The 25,049-nt window shown below is 67.6% G+C and carries 22 protein-coding genes and 3 pseudogenes; 9 read left to right on the top strand and 16 right to left on the bottom strand.

Annotation, left to right across the window (positions count from 1 at the left end; translation table 11 throughout):
• Nucleotides 1-88: 88 nt before the first annotated feature.
• Nucleotides 89-842 (bottom strand): annotated as a pseudogene (locus tag FNH09_RS02350) (IS256 family transposase); the annotation flags it as partial.
• Between the two features lie 213 nt (nt 843-1,055).
• Between FNH09_RS02350 and FNH09_RS02340 the strand changes: the two are divergent.
• Nucleotides 1,056-1,500: pseudogene (locus FNH09_RS02340) on the top strand (IS701 family transposase); the annotation flags it as partial.
• 539 nt (nt 1,501-2,039) lie between these two features.
• On the opposite strand, the gene FNH09_RS02335 reads toward FNH09_RS02340, so the two are convergent.
• From FNH09_RS02335 to FNH09_RS02305, 7 genes are all read right to left on the bottom strand, one after another.
• Complete coding sequence (locus tag FNH09_RS02335; protein WP_152884532.1) at nt 2,040-2,507, bottom strand: hypothetical protein; 468 nt, start codon at nt 2,505-2,507, stop codon at nt 2,040-2,042.
• Between the two features lie 397 nt (nt 2,508-2,904).
• Nucleotides 2,905-3,597 (bottom strand): alpha/beta hydrolase, encoded by a 693-nt coding sequence (locus FNH09_RS02330; RefSeq protein WP_152884531.1) that lies wholly within the window; start codon nt 3,595-3,597, stop codon nt 2,905-2,907.
• 363 nt (nt 3,598-3,960) lie between these two features.
• Nucleotides 3,961-4,995, bottom strand: a complete 1,035-nt coding sequence (locus tag FNH09_RS02325; RefSeq protein ID WP_238426400.1) for a quinone oxidoreductase family protein — start codon at nt 4,993-4,995, stop codon at nt 3,961-3,963.
• A gap of 890 nt (nt 4,996-5,885) precedes the next feature.
• Nucleotides 5,886-6,863, bottom strand: a complete 978-nt coding sequence (locus tag FNH09_RS02320; protein ID WP_152884526.1) for an SDR family NAD(P)-dependent oxidoreductase — start codon at nt 6,861-6,863, stop codon at nt 5,886-5,888.
• 876 nt (nt 6,864-7,739) lie between these two features.
• A complete protein-coding gene (locus tag FNH09_RS02315; protein ID WP_152884524.1) occupies nt 7,740-8,720 on the bottom strand; it encodes a zinc-dependent alcohol dehydrogenase family protein in 981 nt (326 codons plus the stop codon).
• 587 nt (nt 8,721-9,307) lie between these two features.
• Nucleotides 9,308-9,541 (bottom strand): hypothetical protein, encoded by a 234-nt coding sequence (locus tag FNH09_RS48120; protein ID WP_152884522.1) that lies wholly within the window; start codon nt 9,539-9,541, stop codon nt 9,308-9,310.
• 304 nt (nt 9,542-9,845) lie between these two features.
• Nucleotides 9,846-10,163, bottom strand: coding sequence for a winged helix-turn-helix transcriptional regulator (locus tag FNH09_RS02305; protein WP_338017440.1), 318 nt, complete (start codon nt 10,161-10,163; stop codon nt 9,846-9,848).
• A gap of 268 nt (nt 10,164-10,431) precedes the next feature.
• Between FNH09_RS02305 and FNH09_RS02300 the strand changes: the two genes are divergently transcribed.
• Together FNH09_RS02300 and FNH09_RS47515 are read left to right on the top strand one after the other, a co-directional pair.
• A complete protein-coding gene (locus FNH09_RS02300; RefSeq protein ID WP_152884521.1) occupies nt 10,432-11,538 on the top strand; it encodes a Gfo/Idh/MocA family protein in 1,107 nt (368 codons plus the stop codon).
• 795 nt (nt 11,539-12,333) lie between these two features.
• A complete protein-coding gene (locus tag FNH09_RS47515; RefSeq protein WP_202919568.1) occupies nt 12,334-12,492 on the top strand; it encodes a hypothetical protein in 159 nt (52 codons plus the stop codon).
• A gap of 213 nt (nt 12,493-12,705) precedes the next feature.
• Here the strand turns inward: FNH09_RS47515 and FNH09_RS02295 are convergent, their stop codons facing one another.
• A complete protein-coding gene (locus FNH09_RS02295; RefSeq protein ID WP_238426398.1) occupies nt 12,706-13,698 on the bottom strand; it encodes a cytochrome P450 in 993 nt (330 codons plus the stop codon).
• A gap of 130 nt (nt 13,699-13,828) precedes the next feature.
• Complete coding sequence (locus FNH09_RS50015) at nt 13,829-13,906, bottom strand: tryptorubin family RiPP precursor (RefSeq protein ID WP_420802732.1); 78 nt, start codon at nt 13,904-13,906, stop codon at nt 13,829-13,831.
• Nucleotides 13,907-14,583: 677 nt separating this feature from the next.
• Between FNH09_RS50015 and FNH09_RS02290 the strand changes: the two genes are divergently transcribed.
• Nucleotides 14,584-14,916: a hypothetical protein gene (locus FNH09_RS02290; protein ID WP_152884519.1), complete on the top strand. Its 333-nt coding sequence runs from the start codon at nt 14,584-14,586 to the stop codon at nt 14,914-14,916.
• A 318-nt stretch (nt 14,917-15,234) separates the two neighbouring features.
• On the opposite strand, the gene FNH09_RS02285 is transcribed toward FNH09_RS02290, so the two are convergent.
• Complete coding sequence (locus tag FNH09_RS02285; RefSeq protein ID WP_152884518.1) at nt 15,235-15,759, bottom strand: winged helix-turn-helix transcriptional regulator; 525 nt, start codon at nt 15,757-15,759, stop codon at nt 15,235-15,237.
• Nucleotides 15,760-15,859: 100 nt separating this feature from the next.
• Between FNH09_RS02285 and FNH09_RS02280 the strand changes: the two genes are divergently transcribed.
• Together FNH09_RS02280 and FNH09_RS02275 are read left to right on the top strand one after the other, a co-directional pair.
• Nucleotides 15,860-16,642 carry an SDR family oxidoreductase gene (locus FNH09_RS02280; RefSeq protein WP_152884514.1) on the top strand — a complete coding sequence of 261 codons (783 nt, stop codon included), beginning with the start codon at nt 15,860-15,862 and terminating at the stop codon, nt 16,640-16,642.
• A 39-nt stretch (nt 16,643-16,681) separates the two neighbouring features.
• Nucleotides 16,682-17,044, top strand: coding sequence for a nuclear transport factor 2 family protein (locus tag FNH09_RS02275; protein WP_152884513.1), 363 nt, complete (start codon nt 16,682-16,684; stop codon nt 17,042-17,044).
• Between the two features lie 242 nt (nt 17,045-17,286).
• Here the strand turns inward: FNH09_RS02275 and FNH09_RS02270 are convergent, their stop codons facing one another.
• On the bottom strand, nt 17,287-18,669 hold the full coding sequence (locus FNH09_RS02270; protein ID WP_152884512.1) for a dihydrolipoyl dehydrogenase family protein: 1,383 nt from the start codon (nt 18,667-18,669) through the stop codon (nt 17,287-17,289).
• A 34-nt stretch (nt 18,670-18,703) separates the two neighbouring features.
• Here FNH09_RS02270 and FNH09_RS02265 point away from each other — a divergent pair, with 34 nt between their 5' ends.
• Nucleotides 18,704-19,348 (top strand): TetR/AcrR family transcriptional regulator, encoded by a 645-nt coding sequence (locus FNH09_RS02265; RefSeq protein WP_152884511.1) that lies wholly within the window; start codon nt 18,704-18,706, stop codon nt 19,346-19,348.
• 504 nt (nt 19,349-19,852) lie between these two features.
• On the opposite strand, the pseudogene FNH09_RS02260 reads toward FNH09_RS02265, so the two are convergent.
• Nucleotides 19,853-20,005, bottom strand: a pseudogene (locus FNH09_RS02260) (DUF1348 family protein); the annotation flags it as partial.
• Nucleotides 20,006-20,052: 47 nt separating this feature from the next.
• Nucleotides 20,053-20,589: a CGNR zinc finger domain-containing protein gene (locus tag FNH09_RS02255; RefSeq protein WP_152884510.1), complete on the bottom strand. Its 537-nt coding sequence runs from the start codon at nt 20,587-20,589 to the stop codon at nt 20,053-20,055.
• Between the two features lie 108 nt (nt 20,590-20,697).
• Between FNH09_RS02255 and FNH09_RS02250 the strand changes: the two genes are divergently transcribed.
• On the top strand, nt 20,698-21,156 hold the full coding sequence (locus tag FNH09_RS02250) for a VOC family protein (RefSeq protein WP_152884508.1): 459 nt from the start codon (nt 20,698-20,700) through the stop codon (nt 21,154-21,156).
• A 110-nt stretch (nt 21,157-21,266) separates the two neighbouring features.
• Nucleotides 21,267-22,154, top strand: coding sequence for a pyridoxamine 5'-phosphate oxidase family protein (locus FNH09_RS02245; RefSeq protein WP_152884506.1), 888 nt, complete (start codon nt 21,267-21,269; stop codon nt 22,152-22,154).
• Nucleotides 22,155-22,584: 430 nt separating this feature from the next.
• Here FNH09_RS02245 and FNH09_RS02240 read toward each other — a convergent pair whose 3' ends face one another.
• Nucleotides 22,585-23,721 carry a ParB/RepB/Spo0J family partition protein gene (locus FNH09_RS02240; RefSeq protein WP_152884503.1) on the bottom strand — a complete coding sequence of 379 codons (1,137 nt, stop codon included), beginning with the start codon at nt 23,719-23,721 and terminating at the stop codon, nt 22,585-22,587.
• A complete protein-coding gene (locus FNH09_RS02235) occupies nt 23,718-24,989 on the bottom strand; it encodes a ParA family protein (protein WP_152884500.1) in 1,272 nt (423 codons plus the stop codon). Before FNH09_RS02235 ends, FNH09_RS02240 begins: the two co-directional genes overlap by 4 nt.
• Between the last annotated feature and the right edge of the window lie 60 nt (nt 24,990-25,049).

The following is a 25,049-nucleotide window of genomic DNA, read 5'->3' as shown; positions in this document are numbered from 1 at the left end:
CCTGGACGCTTGGCATCGCGCCAGGTCAAGGCGCGGGCCGCTTCGACAGGAGTGTGCGGCTGGTCGGCCAGGGCCCAGGTGCCGCGGTGCGGCTTGAGCGCGACCACGTAGGCCAGGCCGGCCTCGCCACGCAGGTCTGCGTGATCGCTTGGGGCCAGACCGTCTCAATCGCGTCGGGAAGGCCCTTGAGGCCGTCGCAGACGACCATGCAGACGTCGTCCGTCCCGCGTTTCTTGATCTCTGTCAGCACCTGGAGCCAGGTACTTGGCGCCTTCGCCGCCGTCGCCGGCCCACCGACCGAGGATCTCCCGGGTGCCTTCGACCGTGACCGCGAGCACGATGTAGATCGGTCTGTCGGCAACCTTGCCGTCGCGCAGCTTCACATGGACGCAGTCGATGAACAAGACCGGATAGACCGAGTCGAGAGGCCGGTTCTGCCATTCGTGCATGCCCTCGAGCACCTTGTCAGTGATCGTGGAGATGGTGGTCTTGGAGACCTCGGCGCCATATACCTCGGCCAGATGGGCGGAGATCTCGCCGTGAGTGAGTCCGCGGGCGGACAACGACAGCACCAGCTCGTCGACCCTGGTCAGCCGCCGCTGGCGCTTCTTCACGATCTGCGGCTCGAAACTGCCCTCGCGATCGAGGGGCACATCGAGTCGGACCGGGCCGACCTCGGTCACCACGGTCTTGGAACGGATGCCGTTGCGGGTGTTGCTTGAGGCCGTCTTCTCGTGCTTCTCATGGCCGAGATGGTCAGTGATCTCGCCTTCGAGGGCGGCCTCGAGGATCCTCTTCGTCAGCTGTTGCAGCAGCCCGCCCTCGCCGGTGAGCTTGATTCCGCAGCTGCAGGATTGAAAAGACGGACCTTCCCTCCGCTTAGTACTCCAGCAGCGCTTCGCTATCTGGCCTGGTCAGAGGCATCGTCGGGAGTGCAGTTGGCGGAGGGCACGGCAGGGGCGGTCTTGCCGGACCGCCCCTCCAACGAGTGGCCTCGAAAACTGTCTGAATGGTGATCCGGGCAGTGTCTCGGCGTGATCGACGACCTTGCGGACGTGACCTGGGACCGTGAACTTGACGACCTCTTCCGGCGCATCGTCCACCGTTTCGGCCGTGCTGACCTACGACTTCGCATGCGTGACTATCTCCGCGCCCTACTCGGCCCAGTCGGCCAAGAACAGCTGGCAGCTGGCCGAATACGCAGGCCACCGCACCCCCGACGGCCTGCAGCGGCTGTTGGACAGGGCCACCTGGGATGCCGACAGTGTCCGCGACGACCTGCAGGCATACGCCGCCGAGAAGCTCGGCGAGGACGGCGGGGTGCTCATCCTGGACGACACCGGCTTCGTCAGGAATGGCACCACCTCCGCAGGCGTGCAGCAGCACCAGTACTCCGGCACCGCCGGCCGCACCTAGAACTGCCAGATCGGCGTCTTCGCCGCCTACGCCACCACCCGCGCATGCGCCCTGGTGGACCACGAGCTGTATCTGCCCAAGTCCATCGGTGCCGCCCTCGAGCGGGCGCTGAACCGGGGCCACACGCGGAACATCGGTCGTGGCATCCGGGACAACATCCAACGGAGTCTGCGCGCCGCGTCCATCACGGTCCAGGTCGAGGCGGACCGCTCGTTGTACAGACCCGCTCAGGGACGCGAGGTGTACGGCGCGGCGCAGCCGGTGCATCGCGCAGTGCTCGTACAAATGCTCTCGCACCAGTCACGGGAGTGACCGCGCCATTCGCAGTCACAACGGACACCGGTCTTGCTCGGCCTGTCGTGGCGGCCGGGTGGTCCCGCCGCTCATGCGGTGGACCACTTCTGGTTGTCCGTGCCGGCACAGGACCACAAGTGAATGCGGGTACCGTCGGCCCGGGACTCGCGCACAGCGCCACGCAACGCCGGCGACCGGCGCGGCGACGGGGTCCCCGCGGGCGCTCAGCGGTTTCGCTCCGCGTCTGGACAGATCGTAGCCTCTGGACACATTGCAGCCTCCGCCGTAACCGGAACACTTCAGGAAGCAGCGAGCCGGTCTCGCCTGGCTCAGGCGACCTTTGTGATCTTCAGCGCGGCGGGGGCTCGGCCGGAGACATGGATGTCGATGTCGACCAGCAGGTGGCCCGCGGCGGCGGGACGCACGACGACCGACTCTCCCGAGTGCACCGGCGATGACAGGTGCGGTGTCCTGCCGCCGGTGGGCGGGCCGCTGAAGGATTCCACGATTACCGTGTCACGGCCCACGTTCTTCAGGACGATCTCCTCGGTGGGCGGACAGGGGCCCAACCGGACGGCGGTGCAGTTGTACCGCACGTCGTCGATGCCCAGGTACTCACAGGACACCTCTGTGGCGAAGTCGAACGTGGAGCGGCATGTCTGCCCTACTCGGACGGTCGGCCACTCGTGGCTCGACGCGTCCCTCGCATGATCGGTGACCAGGACGGCTGCCGCCCCGAGCACACCGCAGCCGGCCACCGCAAGGTCCAGCGAGAGCCGCCGGACAACCCGCTTCACCCGGGATGATGGTTTCCGGGACTCTTGCAGCATGCATCGATCCCACCAGAGTCCGCCGGTCCTGAAAACATCCAGGAATCCGGTCTTCCTGCGCGAGGGTCCGGTGGGCAGGCGCGGTGGACCTGCTCAGCTCGATGAGTCCGGCCGTCTCCGAAGTGGATCATCTCGCTGATGCTCGGGGAAGGCGCTCGGTGTGGAACACGCCTGGGAATCGTCCCTGGGGCCGCGGCGTCACCACGCAGCGCTGATACGGCGCTGCTGCGGCGCATCCACCATGGAGAGACTGGCCGTCTCAGGATGGGTACCGCACCGCAGCGGCGCTGCGTGGAAGCTGGAACGCCCCCTGCCGCCGGACACGGTTCTCTCGATGTCGGCGGCAGGGGGCGTTCCAGCCGGATCAGTCGAGGATGGCGAGGGCGATCGTCTCCGCCAGCTCGTCCGGCATCGACAGGAACGCCGAGTGCCCCGACGGCAGCTGGTAGGTCTTGCCCGACCGCGCCGCCATCCCCTGCTGGAATGCCAGCGGGAGTGCGTTGTCCAGTTCGCAGGCGATGTAGCTGGATTCCACGTTCTTCCAGGACGTGGCGGTCAGCGGCTCGCTGAAGGACTTGATGCTCTGCGGCACGAGCCGCTCGGCCGCCCAGGCGGCGTCCTCGTCCGTCACCCCGTTGTAGAAGTACTCCCGGTGCTCGGGGTTCGGGGGCAGGGTGCCGGTGTCACCGACCGGAAGGGCGCCGCCGGACTGGTTGGCCAGCGAGTCGCCCTCCTCCAGCTGGAACGCGGCCAGGTAGATCAGGCGGGAGACGTTGTCCGCGCCGGCGGCCGCCTCCGTCGCGGGGATTCCTCCGTAGGAATGCGCGACAACGGCCACGGGCCCGGGGATCGCGGCGAGCTTCTCGCGGATGACGCGGGCATCGTCGTACATGCCGGCGGTCTGCTCGGCCTCCGCCGAAGCACTCGGGAGGTCCACTGTCGCCACGTCCCACCCTCGTGCCTTGAGTTCCGGAACCAGCTTGTCCCAGCACCAGGCACCGTGCCAGGCCCCATGAACCAGCAGAATGGTGGGCTGACTGTATTTGTCAGCAGACATGCGTCTTCCCCTCGCGTCGTCATTACCTGACGAATTCCATGAATTCGACTGAAAGGATCCGCATCAGTCATCGTCCGGCAGGCTTCACGGAGTAAATGCTGCGCCATATCGGTCGGGCACCCTTCCAACATTGACCATGCTAGGGGGTTACACGCGCAAATTACATGCTCAGGAGTCCACGAAACGTGCGTGCATGTTCCGCCCGGTTCGGCGAATGCATCCACTGATCAGACTTACCGTTCTGCTGGCCTGAAGAAGTCGGCTCGACAGGATCGTGACGACCGGACGGGCGCCGCATGGCGGGTGGAAAGATCACCAAAGGAATACGGCGCAGGTTTCCCGACGCCCACCGAGTGAACTCCGTCATTCCGAGGTGATCCGCACGACGGACTTTCCCGCGGCCGGTGCCGTCTGCTGAGCGATCATCTCGGGCACCTCCCAGAACTCGTAGACACGGCCCACCGGTGTGCTGAGCGCACCTCTGTCCGCCAGATCCGCCAGCCGCTCCCATACGACCGCTTCGGCTGCCGCGCTGCCGGGGGTGGCCAGGACGCCCACGGCCGAGTAGTTGCGGAGCAGCATGTCCATGGGGTCCAGCGCCACGGGCTTCCCGCTGGCTACACCGATGAGCACCACTCGCCCGTTGCGCGCGATCGCTTGCAGCGCCGTGGAGGCCGTGTCACCGCCCACCGGGTCGAAGATGACGTCCGCTCCCCGGTCACTGGTGATTTCCTTGACGCGCACGGGAAGATCGTCGGACCGGTGATTCACGACGTGGTCGGCACCATGACGCGTGCAGAAGTCCAGCTTCTCCCGGCTGCCGGCGACGGCGATCACTGTTGCCCCGAGCGCCTTGCCGAGCTGCACGGCGGCTCCACCACTGCTGCCGGCGGCTCCCAGCACCAGGAGCACCTGATCGGCTTCGAGCGGAGCGCGGTCGATCAGACCGGCGTATGCCGTGCGGAACGCGATCGGGAATCCGCCGGCCTCCTCGGTGGTCATCCGCGCCGGGATCCGGATGGTGGATTCCTCGCGCAGGTACGTGTATTCGGCGTAGCCGCCCCACCCCTCGAGAAATCCGGTGATTCCGGTCACTTGATCCCCCACGGAGAACCGCGAGCCGGACGGCACGGCGACAACCTCACCGGCGGCCTCCTCGCCGAGACCGAAGGGCGGATCGCCCAGCAGCGGGAAATGGCCTGCGGCCATCATTGCGTCCGGATATCCCGCCCCGGCCGCTCGCACACGGATCAGCACCTGCCCTGGTTCGGGCTCGGGCCAGATCATCTGCTGGAGTTCGATGGAGTCCACCGGCGAACCGAACCTCACCAGCCGCCATGCTCGACCAGAATACATTTCGCGATCATCCCTTTTTATCGACTCTTCCGGCGTCAGCATCACACGCCGCCGATACCTTCTTCACCAATTCCATTCGTAAAGTCAAATATCTGGACGCGCAGACATGAGAACCGGAGCGGCAAGCATGTCCGGGAAGATCGTTGCCAGCACTCACCACCTCCGGCTTCCGGCGGCCGCGGCCGTTCCTCACCCTTCCGACTCATGCTCGACCAGGTCCATAGATCTGCCGACCCGCATCGCGCATACCGCCCTCCACACCGCGGGCCACCTGATCGAAGGCCGCCGGCCGGGCTCAGGGCTGGGACCTGGCCGCCAAGAGTCACTTGCCGGCCAGGCCCGGATCGAGTTCACCGCGCCGCATCCCGATGTCCGGCTGGACACGCCGGAGGGCCGAGGGAGGCCACGGAGGCACCGCGTACGGAGGTCGCCAAGGTCATCGCACGGGATCTGTCCAAGGAGGCCGTATCCGCGTCTCCTACACCGCCGCACACCGGGAACGGTGATGACGCCCCGCCGTCCGGCGACCGCCAGCGAGCAGCACCGCGGTCGCGGTGGGTGCACAGAGGAGATCCGGCGCCTGCGGATACCCCCGAGACACACCTGGACGGCGTGCCGCACACGACCGGCACCACCGAGCACCTGTTCGTCTCCTCCGGCCGACTCGCCGCGGGGCCCGTCGACACCTTCACCGAGCTGCGTTGTGGCACACAGATCCCCCTATGGGCTTGCGCGGCAGTTCCCATGACCGGCCTCACGGAGGCACGGGCTTGTGCAGGCGTCGTGTCATGAGATGTCCCCCGGTCGTCGATGGCGACGCAAGCCCGAAGTACGGGCTTCACTACGGGGGTTCACACATGGCCTGCAGGCCGTGCGCCATCACGCAACAGCCCGCGGGCCATGTGATCAGGAACCGCCAGGTCGAATGGGAATCAGGAGTGGGACGGCAGGCTGTCAGCGACCGGCCTGAGGGCCTCGTCCACGACGGGGAACGCGTAATCCCACAGCCGGTCCGCGGCCTCGGAGTCGGTGGCCCATCGGGCGACCCCCGCGGGCACGTCGGGCCCACCGTCGACGGTCTCGGCCTCTTGGTTGTCCTCGAAGTAGCGGCCGCTCACACCGGAGAGAAGGGGCGACGCGGCGAGCAGGCTGCTGGTTGCCGCTCCTTGTTCCAGAGTCTTGAAGTGGAGGGGAGTGAGAATGCGCCCCTCGTCGTCCATGACGCCCATGGCCCGCAGGGTGTCCTCGTCCAGATGGCGCGCCAGATTGGTGTGTATCCACCCGGGTGCGCACGCGTTGGCGGCTATACCGTCCTCGGCCCAGTGGCGGCTTATCCCGACGGCGAGCAGCACGTCGGCCGTCTTGGACTGGGCGTAGGCGATGAACGGGTCGTAGGGGCGTCGTTCGAACTGCGGATCGTCGAAGTCGAAGCCTGCGCGCAGCTGGGCACCGGAGCTGACGACGACCACGCGAGGATCGGCGGCCGCGCGGAGTGCGGCACGCAGGCCGGTCACCAGGGCGAAGTGTCCGAGGAAGTTGGTGGCGAGCTGCAATTCCCAGCCCTGCGCGTTGATCTGGCGGATGGGGAGCATCATCACTCCGGCGTTGGCCACGATCGTGTCGACCGGGCCGTCCCAGCTTTCAGAGAATGCCCGGACCGAGCCCAGGTCGGCGAGGTCCAGAGCGACAGCCCGGGTGTTCGCATACTGATCCGTGATGGGCGCCGCGAGGGCGGGGTTGCGTGTGGCGATGGTGACATGCGCACCGGCGCCGGCCAGGGCTCGGGCCGTCTCCGCTCCCAGCCCCGAGGCCCCTCCCGTGACGATCATTCGGCGCCCGGTCAGGTCGACTCCGTCGAGAACTTCTGCCGCCGTGGCGCGCGCGCCGAAGGGCGTGGAAATGAGTTTCATGCCGCGAGAAACGAAACTCGATAGAACTTTATTCGCAGTTAAAAAGTGACGACGGTCACCTATTGTGATGGAGTCCAGAAAATATGATCGAGACCTCGAAAATCATAGGCATGCCGCGCTCACAGGATCTTTCGTCTACCGTCAAGGGACAGATTCGCATCAAAAAAACACGACGCCAAGCCATCGGCACGCCGCCTGGTACGGCACTCCTGCGGCGGACACCAACCTGACGCCACGCACGGCGCTCCGTCACGTCGGCGGTCCCCGTGCCGACGTCTGCGCACGTTCTCTGGACTCTCGATCGTTTACCGCATCCCAGACATGGCCAAATTGACTGCGGGGACCCGGCCCCGCGGGTATTTTTCTGGCAACCCCACGCACTCAGTCAGGGAAATTCGGACACCTTCCGGAGGCGCTCTCCCCAGCGTCTGCGGAAGGCCGGACTGAATTTTCCGCCGCACCGAAGGCACCCCAGGGCGTCCCCGACATTCCGCGATTGTGGCCCTCTTCCTCAGGGGTCCGCTGCTCCCATGACACGCCCCTGACAGCTGGTGAGCCGAGGTTCCCGGACCGTGTCCGCGCCATCCCGTTTCCCGCACAGCGAGGGCAGTTACCCAGGTTCCCGGCCGATTCCGCGGCCCCGGCGTCGCTGCGCCGGGGCCGCGGAACGACGACCGTCACACAACGTGGCTCGGATCCCCGCCGAGGGTCAACTCGCAGAAGCGGGTGGCTTCATCACCACTTGCGAGCAGTCGCTCGTCGGGCCTGATGAGCCCGGCCCGGGGGTCGAGGTCGATCGACATCACCTTGCCCAGCGCGGTCGTCGGCGCCTCAGTGACCTGTCCTGTCTCCTGTTCGAGGCGCTCACCGGCCTTGTCACACGTCGACCACCACTTTGCCCTGGGCGTTGCCACTCGCCACGAGAGCGTGGGCGTCGGCGACCGTCTCGAAAGTGAAGCGGCGGGGATCTACCAGCGGCTTCAGAACGCCCTGGTCGACGAGAGTCGTGGCTTTCGCCATGATCTCCCCGTGGTGGGCCCGTCCGCGGCCGGTGAGCAGCGGCAGGAGGCTGAAGATGCCTGAGTACGTGGCTCCGCGGAACGACAGGGGCGCCAGGGAGTGAGTGCCCCAGCCGAGCGCACTCACGACCCGACCCGTGTAGGTACGGACCGCGGCGAAGGAGGCGTCCAGCGTCGCGCCACCGGCTGTGTCGAACACGACGTCGAAGCCCTGCCCGTGAGTGTGCAAGGCGGTGTATTCCTGCACGTCTTCGGCTGTGTAGTCGATCGGCGTGGCCCCCAGTTCCCGAATCCTGTCGAGCTTCGAGGGCGAGCCGGTGGCGAACACCTCGGCGCCACGGGAGCGGGCGATCTGGATCGCCACGTGGCCGATGCCACCCGCGCCACCGTGCACGAGAACCTTTTCGCCGACCCCGACGTCGGCGCGGTCGACCAGGCCCTCCCAAGCGGTGATGGTGACCAGAGGCAGGGCCGCCGCCTCACGGAGGGTGAGCGCGGACGGCTTGTGCGCCAGGAGCCGCGCGTCCACGGCCGCATACTCCGCGAGAGAGCCTTGAAGATCGCCGACGCCACCCGTGAGTCCGTACACTTCGTCGCCGGGCGCGAATCCGGTGACGCCCTCCCCCACCGCCTCGACCACACCGGCGAGGTCGAGTCCCAGCACGGCGGGCAGGATCCGCTCGGCATGGGCCGCGTTACCGGTCCGGATCTTGATGTCCAGCGGGTTCACGCCGCTGGCGGCGATTCTCACCAGGACCTGTCCCGGTCCGGCTTTCGGAGTGTCGACCTCCGTCAGTTCCAGGGGCGTGTCGTATTCCTTCAGGACGAGCGCTCGCATCACGGATCCTTCTCGCTCTACGTGACGGCCGCCGCAGGAGCGGGCTCCCCATCGGCGGCATCGGAATCCACTGTCGTCTCATCGTCGCTGTTCTTCACCTCGGATAGCCCGGAACAGGCCGTGTGCCGAGCGACTACGAAACCGGCGAGTCGACGCATCGGCCGCACCCGCGATCTTCGGCGCCTCTGCAGGTACGGCCACGGCGACGCACCGCGTGCGAGAGGATGGCGACCGGAATGGCACTCGCCGCCATGTTGAAGTGGCCGGAGGGGTGCCCTGGACTGTCTGCCGACCAGGACACCCGTATCCACTATCTGCTGCACCCTTCGGGGGAAAGGCCGCAGCAGCACGGCGGATGGCCTCGCCGACGAATGCACAGTTATCCGTCGGCGAACCTCAGGGCCGGCCCCTGAAGGGAAGGTATCCCTGCGCCCTGACCATACAAATGATCGAGGCTCTCAAGATCATGCGCTCACTCGGTGCACGTGTCCTCCAGGGCTCGAACCGGTCTCCTCCCGCGTCCCATCACCCGGTGCGCAGACCATCGGGCCGCGTGAGTCGCCACAGCGCCGGCAGGCTGAGCAGCGTCACGCGGTCTGCCACAGCACCGACCAGGCAAGCACCGAGCGACCGCAACTGCGCCGGAGTCGACACAAGCAGGCCAGTACCGATGAGAACCAGCGTGAGGCCGGCCCCACGAACAGCGCGCGGCGCACCTGGGCGAAGGCAGGCTCCTCCTGGACTCCGTATCGCGGCATCGTGACCGCGGCGACGTCCGTGGCGGTCACGACGTCACGGACGTACTCGATCGCATCACGCACGTGGGGGTTCGTCCGTACGAGCATGTCCGCCCCAGGTCCGGACAATGCATCCGTGGGGAGGGACTGGGAAGTGGCAGCGAGCCCGAAGTCTCCGTGGCCGGACGATTCACCGTGCGCCCGGACGACCGGGGCGCTCGTCGGGATGGTCCATCTGCGGGGCTTGCCCGCGTACCGGTCCCCGCCCCGAACATCGAAGGCGACGGGGGCACCTGGATGCAGAGACTCGGTCTCCTCCTCAGGAACAGCCGTTCCGACCGCTCCGTGGAGTCACCCGTGCGTACCGGCGAGGCAGTTCCCGATCAGCTCACGCCTCCCGCTGGTCGAACTCCGCACGCGACGAGCCGATCTCCTCCGCGTGAGCTTCGGCCCACCCTGCGAGATCGCGGAGCACCACCAGCAGCGACCGCCCGCGCCCGGTCAGCGCGTAGTCGACGCGCGGCGGAGAGGTGGGGTGCACGGTACGGCTCACCAGTCCGTCCCGCTCCAGACCGCGCAGCGTGGCGCTGAGCATCCGCTGAGTGATGGGGCTGACCAACCGCCGCAACTCGTTGAACCGGTAGGTCGATTCGCCCAACTGGCACACCACGGCGACGCTCCACTTGTCACCGACCCGTTCCAGCACACTGCGGATCAGGGGGCGGGATTCCTCTCGGCAGTTCGGCGACCCAGCCGCATGGACACGAGGCTCTTGCACGACCGTCACTGCCACGGTTCCCTCCGGGATACCTGAGCACCTGAAAGTGCCTTCTTGTACGGCTTCTCCCCCTATGTGAAGCTCGGTAACGCCTGCAGCGAGTGCCAGGCGAATCACCTGCCTCTCCCCCCACTGTATGAGCTCGGCGAGAGCATCGGAGGCGTGGCGGACTGCCCCCCCTCACATGAGGAGAACCATGACAAAGATCGGCGTCGGCATCATCGGAGCCAGCCCCCACGGCTGGGCGGCGATCGGTCACGTGCCCGCCCTTCAGGCATTGTCCGACTACGAGCTCCGTGCGATCAGCACCACCAGGCGCGAGTCCGCAGAAGCAGCGGCCAGAAAGTTCGGCGTCGCGGACGCCTTCGACAACCACCACGACCTGATCGCCCACCCCGGCGTGGATCTGGTGGTCGTGGCGGTGAAGGTCAGCCACCACAACGCCCTGGTGTCCGCAGCCCTGGAGGCGGGAAAGGCCGTCTACAGCGAGTGGCCGCTCGGAGTCGACATGGACGAGGCCACGGCTCTGGCGGACCTTGCCCGCGCAGCCGGGGTGCACACGACCATCGGACTGCAGGGGCGCTTCGCTCCCGCCGTCCGTCACGCCGCCCATCTGATCGCCGACGGCTACGTGGGCAAGGTGCTGGGCACGACACTGGTCGGATCGGGTGTCGCCTGGGGCGGTGAGACGGACCGCTCACACGCGTACATCTTCGACGATGCCAGCGGCGCCGCCACCCTCGAGGTTCCGGTCATGCACGCCCTGGACGCCGTGAACTCCGTGCTCGGGGAATTCGACGAAGTGTCTGCCCATCTGGTCCGGGGCCGTACCGAAGTCCGCCTCACCGACGAGAACGTCACGATTCCGGTCACCGCGCCCGACCAGGTGTCCGTCACCGGCACACTGCGCAGCGGCGCGGCCGCCTCGATCTTCTACAGGGGAGCCCACTCGCGCGGAGACAACCTGCGCTGGGAGATCAACGGCACCGAGGGCGATCTGGTGCTGACCGCTCCCGGCATCAACGGCAACCTGCAAGTGGCCGACCTGCGCCTGGAAGGTGCGCGCGGCAGCGATGCCGTCGTCACGCCGATCGACATTCCCGGCCGCTACTTCGACGGGGTGCCCCGCGACCTCGTGGGCCCCGCGCACAACGTCGCGCAGGTCTATGCCGCTCTCGCCATCGATCTCCGCGAGGGAACCGGGACAGTGCCGGGTTTCGACCACGCGCTCGCGCAGCACCGCCTGCTCGACACCATCAAGCAGGCATCACGGTCCCGCGCCGGGCGGTCGCTCACCAGCTGACAGCACCTCGCCGAGACATGCCTGCGGGGCCCACCGATCCAGTGGGCCCACAGGCGCTGCGCCGACTCGGGGCATAGGTGCGGACATCTTCCGCCGCCCGTCCCGCCTTGTACCCGGCGCTCCCCAACGCCATATTTCGAATGTGCGTTCTATTTTTCGAGCATCCTGTACGGGCGACCGGTACGCGCCACCCGGAACAGGACCCGCCATGCCGACTCCCCCGCCCCCGGCCTCCTCCACACACCGACCGCTACGGCACCGGCGGCACAACCCCGGGCCACAGGTCGACCGTGGGAAGGAACTCCGCTGCGGTGCACATGCTCAGGGAACTGGGTCGAGCGGACAGGCCCGAGGGGCACTCGGAGGCGTCCGGGCACCTGGAGCCGTAAACAGCCACCGGGGGCGCCTGCAGCCTTGATGACCTGAACTCCGCGGGCCGGTGCGGTGTCGGGCGGCGATCCTCTTCCGGGTGAACAGCGCGCAGTTCCTCCGCTGTCTGCGGCTCAGCCCCGAGTTGCGCGGCGGGAGGCGCTCGGCGCGAGGCCATCCGCAGGGCAGGCTGCGCATTCACTCGCCCAGCCACCTGTCGTGCGCCGCTTTCAACCGGTCAACTCGACACCCGCGTACCCCCTGTCGGCCCACTGCCGAAGGGACCATCAGGGCCCGCCCGCTCCTCAGCCCGATGCGGCGCGAACCTCCGCTCGCTCATGATCCTGTGGAATGCGCTTCCACTACCGCAAGTAACAAGATCATCATCTTTTCTTGTATCCCCTTCCCTCGAGCACGAGGACCGTCATGACCTCTTCGCAGGACCCATCCATCGAGCAGGCGCGCGCCACCTACGACAGTCACATGCGCACCTGTCGACAGTGTGGGCACAACGGCGTCGCCTGCCCGGCCGCCAAGCACCTTCTGCGCATCTACAACAACGTCCGGCGGAACCAAGGCCGTTGAGTTCGGCGAGAGTCGCCCGCATCGGTACGGACCCTCGGGGGGCCAGGGTCCGTACTGGCGCGGAGCCCGTCAGCCGAGGTGGTGACTGTCGCTGCACGCCTTCCAGTGAGCGGCGGGACTTCGGCACGAGTCATGGTCTGTCGGCGAGGCACCGGTCGGCATCCGGTGGACACCTCACCTTCTTCCGCGCCGCGATTGGCTCACTTGTGCCCCTCAAGCACGGGTCACGCGCACCCGGGCGATCTCGAGGAGACCGTCCAACTCGACGCGGCCGACGGTCTGCTCGGGGCTCACGGTCAGGCCGTCCCGGCGCACGACGTCCAGCAGGCGCTCGGCGAGAGGGAGAACCATGTGGCGTCCCCAGCAGCGCTCGTCGGAATGCCCGAAGGGCAGGTACCCGGGATGACTCTCCGGGTCGAGCTCCCGCCAGCGTTCGGGGATAAACTCGTTCGGATCGTCCCAGAGCTTGGGGTCGCGGTGGCTGAGGATGGGCAGCAGCAGAACGTCGTCGCCATCTCCAATCCGCCGGTCGACCGCACCGAATTCCGGAGAGGCCATGCGCAGGATGTTCCAGGACACCGGCAGCAGCCGCAGGGACTCCCAGATGATCTCCCGGTTGGACACGTCCTCACGGAACGGGGCGCCGAGCCAAACAGCGTTCGTGACGAGCGCGGCGACGGTGAAACAGACAGGTGCGGCGACGCGCCGGTACAGATACATCGCATAGCGCCTGTCGTCGTACGACTCGGCGCTCAGCACGAGATTCGCCAGGCTGGACATGGACGTGTCCTTGCGCGGCTTCCCCAGGAGAGCGGCTCCGGCGGTCACCGCGGACCACGTGAGCTTGGGGGTGAGCTCCAGCCGGCGGTCGACCAGGGTCCTGAAGCGCAGTTGCATGTCGCCGAACACGAGGCGGTGCAGGTAGTCGTGCGGCACCTTCGGCCAGATTCCCGTCAGGTCGACGGTGTCGTCGACGGGCTTCTTCAACGCGGTGCGCACGTCCGCCCCGACCGCCTGCATATAGGTCGAGGCGTCCGACCTGGGAACCGTTCTGCCGCGCACCGGCTTGAACGTCGGTCGTTCCTCGGCGTTCGCCGGCCTGGCGCGCAGCAGAGCGTCGAGCAGCTCGGGGTCGGCAACGCCGATCGTGTCGGATTCCAGCCGGAATAGCGCGTCACCTGTGTGCTCCTGCAGCAGGTTGGCCATGCGCGGGGCGAACTGCGTGAACCGCTTCCTGCCGTCCGTATGAACCACCGTCACGTGAACTCCATCAATGAGGCGGCCCGCGCCGACCTCGGTATTCCGAGTCGAACGCGGGCCACGAGTCATACCGAAATCAGATCCAGCCGTACCAGGCGTAAGCCTTGAGGCTCTTCTCGGGCATGGCCTTCTTGACGAGACGGACGAGAGCCATCTGTGCACCTCCATTGCAACGGGATTGAAAACTCTCACGGATGTCGAACCGATTCTTCTCGGCCACCCCGTGACAAGAAGGGATTCAATCTTCACGCCGGCCCGCCCGTCAAGGGGCTACTTCGATTCGGTGAAGTCTTTACACATTGCCACCAGGCTCGTCTTTCGCCAAAAACCTTGAGCATCTCGAAGGATCCTCCGAATGTTGATGCCCCAGGATCCACCCTTGTTGATCATTCCTCTTGAAGGCAGGACTGGACGAGAAGGCCGCAGCCCAGCGGACTGAAGGCCGTCAGTGACCAGGGGAGACACGGATGTCTCGACAGGGGGAAATCACGCAGACGGGCAGATGCGCAGAGAGAGTGAAGTGAACGTGAATTGCACTGCACAACTGTACCCTCGAACAATCTCCGAAGACCCTGCAACACATTTCTGGCACGCGGGTGGCGCAATTTGAGGTGGCTTGTTCTCTGGCTTGACATCCCACGACACACCATGGTGATCATTAATCGTCGCAAATTCCGGGCAGGCCGGGTGGCGCCCCACCGGGAATTGGTGCGCAACGATGCATCTACCATTCCGAAATGGCGATTTCATCGTTTCCGATTTCCGCGCCAGGCAGGGCACGTCTCATGACGGCCGGCTCGCACATCACGTACATTAGGAGAGTTTCACCTCATGTTGTCGGCACGAATCAAGAAGACCGTGGCGGGCGCGGGAATCGCCGCTGCTCTCGTTGTCGCGGGTGGAGGTGCTGCGTCCGCGAGCACGGCCAGTGGCACCGTCACGATCTGTGCGCGCGGGGACTATACATCCGGCATTCGGGTCAATTCGAGCACGTACATCTGGGCCGAGCCCGGAAAGTGCGCCTCCTCGTCGGCCGCGCACACCACTGTGACCGTGTACGCCGCCTTCTGGGACGGAGTCAAGGAAATCGGTACCGAATACAACACCGGCACCTTCACGGTCTCGACGTACGGAACCGAGAGCAACTTCTGGCACGAGGGATAGTCAGAGCGTTCCATCCGTTCAGGAATGTGGCCCACCGACATCGGTGGGCCACATGTGCGCGGTGTTCTCATGACTCTCTTCGACACGTCTTCGTCGCGGCCATGAAGGCACATGACGCGCCGCCGTCCCTGCGCACAACAGCGAAGAGCCAGTGGGGCCGAACCGCACGGGTGCGGTTCGGCCCCCCTGAAGAGCTCCGCGGCGCTGCGGTCCGTGTCGGACCCGGAGGTCACTTCAGTCCGAATGCCCGAACCACGCACTGGGGTCCTTCATGTTCCGGGCGTCGGTGCACACCAAGGGCGGACTCCACGCCGTGGTTCAGGCGCGCGGCGTCGTCGCCCGCTCGTGCCGGTCGCGCCCGAGTTCGGTGTAGCGGGCGCGCATCTCCGGCCCTGCGGCCGGGCCCGCCGCGAAGACGAAGGCGTCGCTGTCGTCCAGTCGCCGACCGGTGCGCGCGTCGACGACGACCGGTTCGGCCTCCTCACCGGTCGCGGCGTCGACCAGGACCATCGACCGCTCCTCCGGCGCCAGGTGCTGGTTGCCCCAGGCGGCCAGAGCCACGATCACCGGGCGCAGGGAGCGTCCGCGCTCGGTGAGCACGTACTCGTGACGCAACGGGTTCGTCTGGTAGGGCCGCCGCTCCAGCAGGCCGTCCGTCACCAGGGTCTTCAGCCGTGCGGTGAGCATGCTCGTGGAGATGTTGAGGCTCTGCTGGAACTGGTCGAACCGCGTGTATCCGTCGAAGGCGTCGTGGAGGATCAACAGGGTCCACCACTCGCCGGCGTGCTGCACCGTCGTCGACAGCGGGCACTCCCTGTCTTCCAGCCTGATCCGGCTCGCCATGACGGCACCCTCCCTAGTCACTGCTAAAGTGAAAGTTACTAGGTTCTATTTTAGCAGTAACTAGGGGTGTGCCATCGGCATGCCCCGGAACGGACGCACCATGCCCTCTGTCATCGACGCGTCACTCGAAGGCCGCCGCGCCCTGGTCACCGGCGGCAGCAAAGGCACGGGCGCGGCGATCGCCGCGCGCCTGCGCGCAGCCGGGGCGACAGTGCTGGTCACGGCCCGCACCAAGCCGACCGATCTGGCCGAGGAGGACTTCGTCGGCGCCGACCTGACCACACCCGACGGCAGCGAACTGGTCGCTGCCGAGACGCAGCGGCGACTGGGCGGCGTGGACATCCTGGTGCACACGCTGGGCGGCTCGGCCGCGCCCTCCGGCGGGTTCCAGGTGCTGACGGAAGAGGTCTGGCAACAGGAGCTCAACTGGAACCTGCTCGCCGCGGTCCGCCTGGACCGGGCCTTGATCCCCGGCATGCTCGAGCAGGGCCGTGGGGCCGTCGTCCACATCTCCTCCATCCAGCGCCGCATGCCGTTGTGGGACGGGACCCTGGGCTACGCGGCGGCCAAGGGCGCACTGACCACCTACAGCAAGGGCCTGGCCACCCAGGTCGCACCGCACGGCGTGCGCGTCAACACGGTTTCGCCCGGCTTCATCCGCACCGAGGCGGCGGACCACCTCATCGACCGCATCGCCGAGCGGACCGGCGACCGCGACTCCGCCCTGGCGTCCCTGATGGACTCCCTCGGTGGCATCCCCCTCGGCCGCCCCAACCAGCCCGAGGAGGTGGCGGAGTTGGTGGCGTTCCTCGTCTCCGATCGCGCATCGGCCATCGTCGGCGCGGAGCACGTCGTGGACGGCGGCACCATCCCCACCCTCTGACCCCTGCAACGCTTCTGATCCGTGGAAAGCGAGACAGCCATGTCCGAATCGTCCTCCTCGACCCCGGTCGAGCACGACGGCCTGCCCGAGGTGATCCGCCGCTACCTCACGGTGCACAACAGGGGGGACGCCTCGGCGTCGGCGTCGCTCATGACACCGGACGCCCATGTCACCGACGACGGCAAGACGTACGGCGGCCTGCCTGCCATCGAGCGGTGGCTCGATCGTGCGGCGTCGGAGTACACGTACGCGACCACCTGTCTGGGAGCCGCGCAGGACGGACCGGACCGCTGGACCGTCACCCAGCGGCTCGACGGCGACTTCCCGGGCGGCACGATCGACCTGCGCTACGCCTTCACACTCGACGGCGGCCTGATCAGCCGACTGGTCATCGCTCCCTGACCCCGTCCGCCCGGTCCGCCGGGGAAGTGCTGCGGGCCGCATCGGTGGCGCGGCCCGCAGTGCCCACGCCGCATGCCTCCGCCGGTCGAACCGGCCAGAAGCGTGGGGCCCGTTGCCCCGATGGCCCGATGGCCCGATGGCCCAGGATCGCTGGGTCGCGCTGTCGCACCTCGCCCGCTTCCACCGTTGAGATGCTCGGTCCTTCGGGCGCGGTCGCGCTCGGGTCAGGGACCGGGGGCCGGTCAGTCCTGGAATGCGGCGAACAGCAGGTTGAGCGCCTCCCCCATGGAGGGGTGCGTGATGATCATGTCCCGGAGCGCCGTGTACGGCTGATCGGCCAGCATGGCACTCTGCACGACGGTGACCACCTCTCCTGCCTCCGGTCCCAGCAGCGAGACACCCAGGATGCGGTCGTTCGTGGCATCGACGACGGCCTTGAAGACTCCCTCCGTCTCACGCATGGTGCGGGCGCGCGGAATGGCGGCGACCGGCAGCTTGGCCACGCGCACCTGGTGTCCGGCAGCGCGCGCCTGCCGCTCGGTCAGACCCACCCGGGCCAGCTCCGGGGTGAGGAAGATGGTGTAGGGGATGAGGCGGTCACGGGTCGAGCGCCGGCCACCGGCGAGGTTGGCCTTGAGGATGCGGTAGTCGTCCAGTGACACGTGCGTGAACTGAGGGCTCCCCGCCACGTCGCCCGCCGCCCAGGTGTGCGGCGCGGACGTGGCGAGGTGCTCGTCGACGACGACGAAGCCCGCCCGGTCGGTCTTCACGCCCGCCTTGTCCAGGTCCAGCTCGGAGGTCACGGGCTTTCTGCCGACTGCGACGAGGACGTCGTCGCCGACGATGCGGGTCCCGTCGGCGAGAACAGTGGTGATCGCTCCATCGGCTTCGCGCCGCACCGCGGTGGCCGAGGAGCCGATGACGACCTCGACGCCGTCCGCGATCAGAAGGTCGGTGACGGCCTTCGCGATGTCCTCGTCCTCACGTGGCAGGAGCCGTGAGTGGGATTCGATCAGGGTGACGCGACTTCCGAAGGCCGCGAACATGTGCGCGAATTCAAGCCCCACGACCCCACCGCCGACGACGGTGAGCCGCTCCGGCAGCCGCTCCAGCTGCAGCAGGCTGTCGCTGGTGAGAGCTCCGGAGTCGGCCAGTCCGGGGATGTCCGGGACGAGCGGCTGGGTACCGGTGTTGATGACTGTCTCGGCGCCGCGGATGACTCGCGTGCCACCGCCGCTGAGCATCACTTCCACCGTGCGTTCGGCGACGAAGCGCGCCTGCCCGAGCACCAGGTCCATGCCGGAGTCGAGGAACTGCTTTTGGTTGCCGGCGGACATACCGTCGACCACGTCCGACTTGTGCGTCCGCAGCAGATCGACATCCACCTGCGGTGCGTCGGAGACGAGTCCGAGCTGCTGAGCCCGGCGCAGGGTCTTCACCGCGCGGGCACTGGTGACGAGGGCCTTCGTGGGGATGCAGGCGACGTTGATGCAGGTGCCGCCGATCATGCCCCGTTCGACCATGGCGACGCGTTTGCCGGCCTTCGCCCAGTCCATGGCGAGGGTCTTGCCCGCCTTGCCTCCACCGACGACCAGAAGGTCGTATTCCTCGGCCCTGTCGCTCATGTCGTTGCTCCCATCAGTGGCTCCAGTCGAACGGATGACGCCCGCCGGACCGCCGGAGAGATCCGCGGAGCGATGCCCGCGCGCTTGGTCCTCCAAGAGCACCACTTCACCGGCCCAGCGTCTCCTGGACACCGCATCCGTCCTCTTCGCCAAGGAAGGGATTCGCGCGGTCGGGATCGAGCGGATCCTGACCGAGGCGGATGTCGCTAGGGCGAGCCTGTATCAGAATTTCGGGTCGAAGGACGCTCTCGTCGCCGCATATCTGGACCGGCAGCACGAGACCGTTCGCGCCGGCCATGCTCGCGCCACGGCCCGGCTGACCGACCCCGTGGAGCGCATCCTGGCGCCCTTCGACCTGTCGGCGAAGGACGCGCGGCGCCGCGGTTTCCGCGGCTGTCTCTTCCTCAAAGCCCTCACCGAGTTCCCCGAGACCCGGCACCCGGCGCGCGCGGCCGTCGAGCGGCACCGGACCTGGCTCACGGGCATCTGGCGCGACGAACTGGCCGCCGCGGGAGCCGCCGATCCCGAGACAACCTCCGCAAAGCTCGAACTTTTGTACGACGGTGGCCTCGCCGGATGCAAGAGTGTCCGCTCGGCCGAACCTGTCGCACGGGCCAGACGGATGGCGCTCGACGTACTGCGGCAGGCACTGCCCGCGGACCGTCTCCCCTCGGCTTGACCCGCCGGATGTGCCGGAGGATTCGGCGGGGCCCGCCGACCGGCGCACTGCGCCCGAACCGGCCGCCCCGGCCGCAACGAGTGCGGGGGCGGTTCCGGCGGGCCTGAATGCCATGTGTCCCCGAGCGGGGAACCGACAGCCCTGCGACAGGCCATGACCAAATGAGCGGGGTGCTATTGGCGGGCGCCTTCGCGGGCGACGCCCGGCGAGGGAGAGTGGGCGAAATACGAAAGTTGTCACGACCGTGGCGGCAACCACTCCGCCGGGCAGCCGCGATTCCCGGGCCGGCACCCGGCAAGTACAGAGCAGAGCCGACCCCATGGACGTCGGACAGCAGGACAGGAATGGACGGAGCGCGGCCAATTCCTGTCTCTCCGCCTCCTCGGCTGCGCGTGCCTGCGCGGAAGGCTGCCCGTCCGGCGTGACGTGGACTTCGTGGTGATTCTCGGTGCCGGCCTCCTGGAAGGCCTCCGCACGTCGTGATCGCCGCGCTCACGCTTCCATGACGAATTCGGCTCGGTCTCGCCGGCGGGAGTCCTCGGTGTGCGCCAGGGACACCTTCTCCGGATCCCGGGTGTTCCACCCGTCCTCGGCCATGCGGACCTTCTCCAGGGCTGTCTCCCGTGTGAAAGGCGGCAGCGGAGGGCGTCGGCTCATGCGATCTGCTCAGGAGGAGCGTGGCACGGGCCGCGCGAGCGAAGTGCTCAGTTCTCCTTCGAACGGGCGTAATGGCGGGACGCCTTGGCCCGGTTGCCGCAGGACGCCATCGAGCACCAGCGGCGGGTGCCGTTGCGCGAGGTGTCGAAGAAGTGCAGGACGCACGACTCGTGTGCGCAGCCCCGGATCCGGTCGGGAGCCGCGGCGAGCAGGCCCAGGTAGTCACGGGCGGCAAGCCAGGCGGGACCCCAGGAGGAATCGTCGAACTCCGGCCGCTCGCCGGGACCCTCGGCGGTCAGGGTGGCGCGGATGCGGCCGTGCGCGAGTACGGCGTCGACCGGTGCCACGCCCGCGCCTGGCGGCCCGTCCACAGCCGCTGCCAGGGCGTCGCGGGCCTCAAGGGTGTGCCGCAGGGTCGGCGCGTCGGCCGTGAACCGCCGGTCCAGCCCGGTCTCGGCCAGCCAGACGGCGAGGCCGCCGGTCCCGGTGAGCAGATCCTGCTCCGCCCCGTCCTGCATCCAGCGTGTATTGAGCAGGTCGAGGGCGAGCGGCTCGCCGGTGAGGGGGCGGGGGTCGGCAGACATGTGCGGCTCCTTCACTGCTAACCACTGAAGCTTACGTGACAGGTTGACTCGATCAAATCTAACCTTTAAAGTCGATTAAGGAAGTTAGACACCCTCGAAGGAGCAATCATGCCGACCACGACCCTGCGCACCGGCCATGTCGGTCTGAACGTCACCGACCTCGACCGTTCGCTCGCCTTCTACCGGGACGTCCTCGGCTTCGCGCTCCTCGCCCAGGGCATGCAGGACGAACGGCGGTACGCCTTCCTCGGGGACGGTGACAGCGACCGCCCGGTCCTCACCCTCTGGCAGCAGGCCGGGCAGTCGTACGAAGAAGCGGCTGCCGGACTGCACCACCTTGCGTTCAGCTCCGACTCCGTCGAGCGGGTCCGGGAGTACGAGTCGGCCCTGCGCGCGCACGGCGTCACCTTCGCCCACGAAGGCGTGGTGGCCCACAGTGAGGGCGCAGACTCGGGCGGCCTGTTCTTCCACGACCCGGACGGCACGCGCCTGGAGATCTTCGTCGGTCACGGCGTCAAGGGCGCGCCTGCTCCTCACGAGTCCGCGCCGACCTGCGGTTTCTTCTAGGAATCGCGCTGCGGCCAGGAATCGCCCCACGGCCGCGGCGGACCCTGCCCGGGCCGACGAGAAGGCACCGCCATCCGCCACCCGCCCCACCGGGAAGAAAGTCCTTGATCATGAGTGTCTACCACGCCGGTTCACGGGCCCTGCAGGAGCAGGCCGGGTTGCGCGAGGCCGCAGACCATGTGGGCCGGGCCGTCGGCGACGGCATCAAACCGGTGGCCGCGGCCTTTCTGGAACTCCAGCCGCTCCTGGTGATCGGCGCCGCCGATCCCGCGACCGGCCGGATATGGGCGTCACCGCTGAGCGGGGAGCCGGGGTTCGTCCGCGCCACCGGCCCCCGGCAGATCTCCGTCACCGGCGGGCCCGCCCCCGGTGACCCGCTCGCGGGCGCCCTGGCCCGGCCGGACGTGCCGGTCGCCACGATCGCCCTCGATCCCCGCACCCGCCGCCGGATGCGCCTCAACGGCAGGTCGGGCCCCACCCGCGGGGGCTTCTCGGTCACAGCGGAGCGGGTGTTCGCCAACTGCCCCAAGTACATCCAGCGCCGGGCGGAGTACTGGTGGGATCCGCACCGCCGGCCCGGTCCGTCCCGTCATGGCCACGAACTCAGCGGCAGGCAGGCAGCGTTCGTCGCCGGAGCGGACACCTTCTTCCTCGCCACCGCAGGCCCTTCGGGTGTCGAAGCCAGCCATCGTGGCGGCAACCCGGGTTTCGTGCAGGTCATGTCACCCACTGAACTGAGCTGGCCCGACTACCCGGGCAACGCCATGTTCCTCAGCCTCGGCAACCTGGCCCTCGATCCCCGGGCAGGACTGCTGTTCCTCGACTGGGCGGACGGCACGATCCTGCAGCTCACCGGCCGTGCCCGGACAGAGTCCGCCGCCGACGGCACACGCACGGTCCGCTTCAGCGTCGAACACGCCGTGGAGACGTCCGGCGCCGTGCCGCTGCGCTGGGCCGAGCCGGAATTCTCACCTGCCAACCCCGCCCCGACGGAGTGATGGCCGCATGTCCGGCGGACGTTGAGGACGGACGGCTCACGCAGCCCGCCACTACACGTTCGGCAGTGGGCAGTATCTCCTGCACGATCTGGAGAACATCGGAACCACCACCTCGGTGTTCACCACGGTGGAGTTCGAGAACGGCGCCGACAGCCCCTTGCCGGTGTGTCCCCGGTGTGAGTCCGTCGCATCTGTCGCAATCCACCGTGTCCAGCGGGTCCGGTGCCGTGGTGACACCGAACCCGCCGTACGTCAGAAGCGGTAACCGGGCTCGACGGTGAAACACGCAGTCTCCAGCTGCCTCGCCCAGGGCTGTTCGTCGGCGGAAGGCAGCCGGACAAGGTCGCGGGCCCAAGGTTGGTGACCTGCGGCCTGCGGTCGCACGGGGCTGAGTGCGAGTGCGACTCGCCTGGACGATGAAGCGGGCGGCTCAGCTTGCCGGGGCTTCCGAATCGGTCTGCCGTTGCACGATCTTGTTGAACTCCGCCGGGTTGCGGTCGAAGGCCATGTCACTGATCAGACGAAACAGCGTGAAGAAATCCGGTTCGGTCATCTTCACCTGGAGATGCATGGCGATGAAGGTCGGATCGTCATAGGGCAGTTTGGGTGCCGGCCTGGTCACTCCCTGCGGAGCGGGTGCCTCGCTCGCGGCCCGCGGTTCCGGCACGGCCTGTTCGAAGCCGCCCTCGTCGTGATCTGCCACCGCTGCGGTCTCGACGGCTGGGAGACCGGGCGTGATCCCGCCCTCGGCCGTGCTGCCTTGACTGTCGGCCGCCGGCTGAGGCGAACCGACCGGAGTGGGTGCGGGCGTGGGCAGGCCCGGCTGATCCTGTTCGCTCGTGCGCTGCTGCTTCTTCTCTCCCTTCCTGGCACGCTCGGCCTTGAGCTGTTCCAGAACCGACTCTTGCTGTTCCGCCGGCTTGTTGCCCACGGCGCGCAGCAGATCGATGGGGTCCTCACCGATCCGGGCCTGAAGTTCCGGGGTGAGGTTGAGCAGAGCCAGGCGTTGCGACACCCAGCCCTGGGAACGGTGGAGCCTCTTGGCGAGAGCCGTCTGACTGCCGTAGAGGGCGAGGAGACGTTGCAGGGCGCGGGCTTCGTCGAGCTCCTCGAGGTCCTGGCGATGGATGTTGGCGACAAGGGCGGACTCGAGGAGTTCCTCGGACGTGGTGCCCTGGTCGTCGCTGACCATGATCTTGATCGTGGGGAGCCCGGCTTCGCGCGACGCGGCAAGCCGGCTGCTGCCGTCGATGACGACGTGGGTGGTGTCGGGCTCGAGATCCGCTTCGCGGTCCGGGTTGGCCTTGATGTACGCGTCGCGGTTCATGACCGTGATCGCCACTTTCTGGCCGTGCGTTTTCAGGCTGCCCGCCAGATCGGTGAGGTCGCCCAGGCTTGAGCGGGGATTGTCCGGGTTGAGACTGACGCTGTCCGGGGACAGTTCGCCGGGCGGGGCGACACCGTCGGTAGGGACCCCGGTGGCCGCGGCTACGGCCTGACGGCGGGCGCTGACGGGGCGCGCTCCCCCGCCGAAACGGCCGGCACCCAGTTGATGGGCCTTGCTCATGCGATCTCCCGTGCGAGCGCGCGCATGCCGATCGCCTGCTGCGATTTGGGGGCGTAGGACAGCAGCGGCTCCTTCATCCGGACGGCTTCCTTCTGTTCCTTGAGGTCGCCGATGAGGCCGACGACTCGCGGATCCTTTATGTCGACCCACCCCTGTAGTGAGGAGGTGGCGATGAACCCGCGGCGCGAGTCGTAGAGGTTGACGACGATGCCGAGGTAGTCGATGTCGACCTGCAGGTCGTTGCGCAGGTCTTCGATCTGCGTGGTGAGCAGTTCGTAGGCGTCGGCGGAGCTGTCCTCGGCCTGCACGACGACCAGGGCGCCGGACTGGCCGGGCTTCTCCCCGTCACGGCGGCGGCCGTAGTAGGCGGCTGCGTCCATGCTGAGACCGAGGCTGGGCGGGCAGTCGACCAGGATGACGTCGTAGTCCGCTTCGAGGGGGGTCAGGGCTCGTTCGAGAGCGGCTTCGCGGGCTCGCACGGCGGACAGGCGGACGTCGAGGAGGAAGGCGTCGTTGCAGGCGGGCAGGAGGTGCAGGCGGCCGTCGAAGGTGTCGTCGTCGACGGACACGATGAGGTCGCGCAGGTCGCCCTTCGGGTCGCCTGCCATGTGGTTGGTGAGGCTGTCACCGTTCATCGCCAGCGGGGAGGCGCCCAGTTGGTTGGTGAGGTGGCACTGGGGGTCGAAATCGACAAGGAGGACACGCAGGCCGAGGCCGGGCAGGTTCTCGATGTCCAGGGGGTCGTTCTGCTCGTTCGGTTCGTCGTCGCCGGCATGGGTTTCGCTGGCGCGCAGGGCCTTCGTCAGTGCCTTGGCGACACGCACGGCGTGGAGCCTGTTGGGGTCTTCGGCGAGTGCCTCGCCCACGCCGGCAGTGATCGCGGTCTTGCCCACGCCGCCCTTCTGGTTGCAGACGATGATGCGCCGCGTGACGGTGGGGCGTTCGATGTCCGGTGCCGGGTTGGTGTCCAGCCAGAGCTGTACGGACTGGGCCAGTCCCTGGATGAGGGAGGCGCGCCGGTCGCTCGCGGTGCGGCGGAACTCCTCCCACTGGCCGGGAGGAAGGAAGGTGGAGAAGGAGTCGGCGCCGGCCGTGTCGACGTCGGCCGTTGCCGAAGCCAGCCTGCACCAGGCGGTGATGCCCTGCTCGACGGCTGCCTGGATCTCGATACCGTGCTGGGCTGCCCTGATTTTCAGGTTCTGCCGGAGCCATCCCGGCAGCTTGGAGACGACCTTCTCGCGGTCGCCGGAAGTAGCTGGAGAACTCATGAGGACACCTTACTAACGTCCATGATCAATCGCCGTATTGACACGTTAGTTTGACAGAGT

This window comes from Streptomyces adustus (assembly GCF_009377175.1).
In the GTDB taxonomy this organism is placed as follows: domain Bacteria; phylum Actinomycetota; class Actinomycetes; order Streptomycetales; family Streptomycetaceae; genus Streptomyces; species Streptomyces adustus.
Note: the sequence above shows the minus strand (reverse complement) of the source record. Positions and strands in the feature narration are given on the sequence as shown.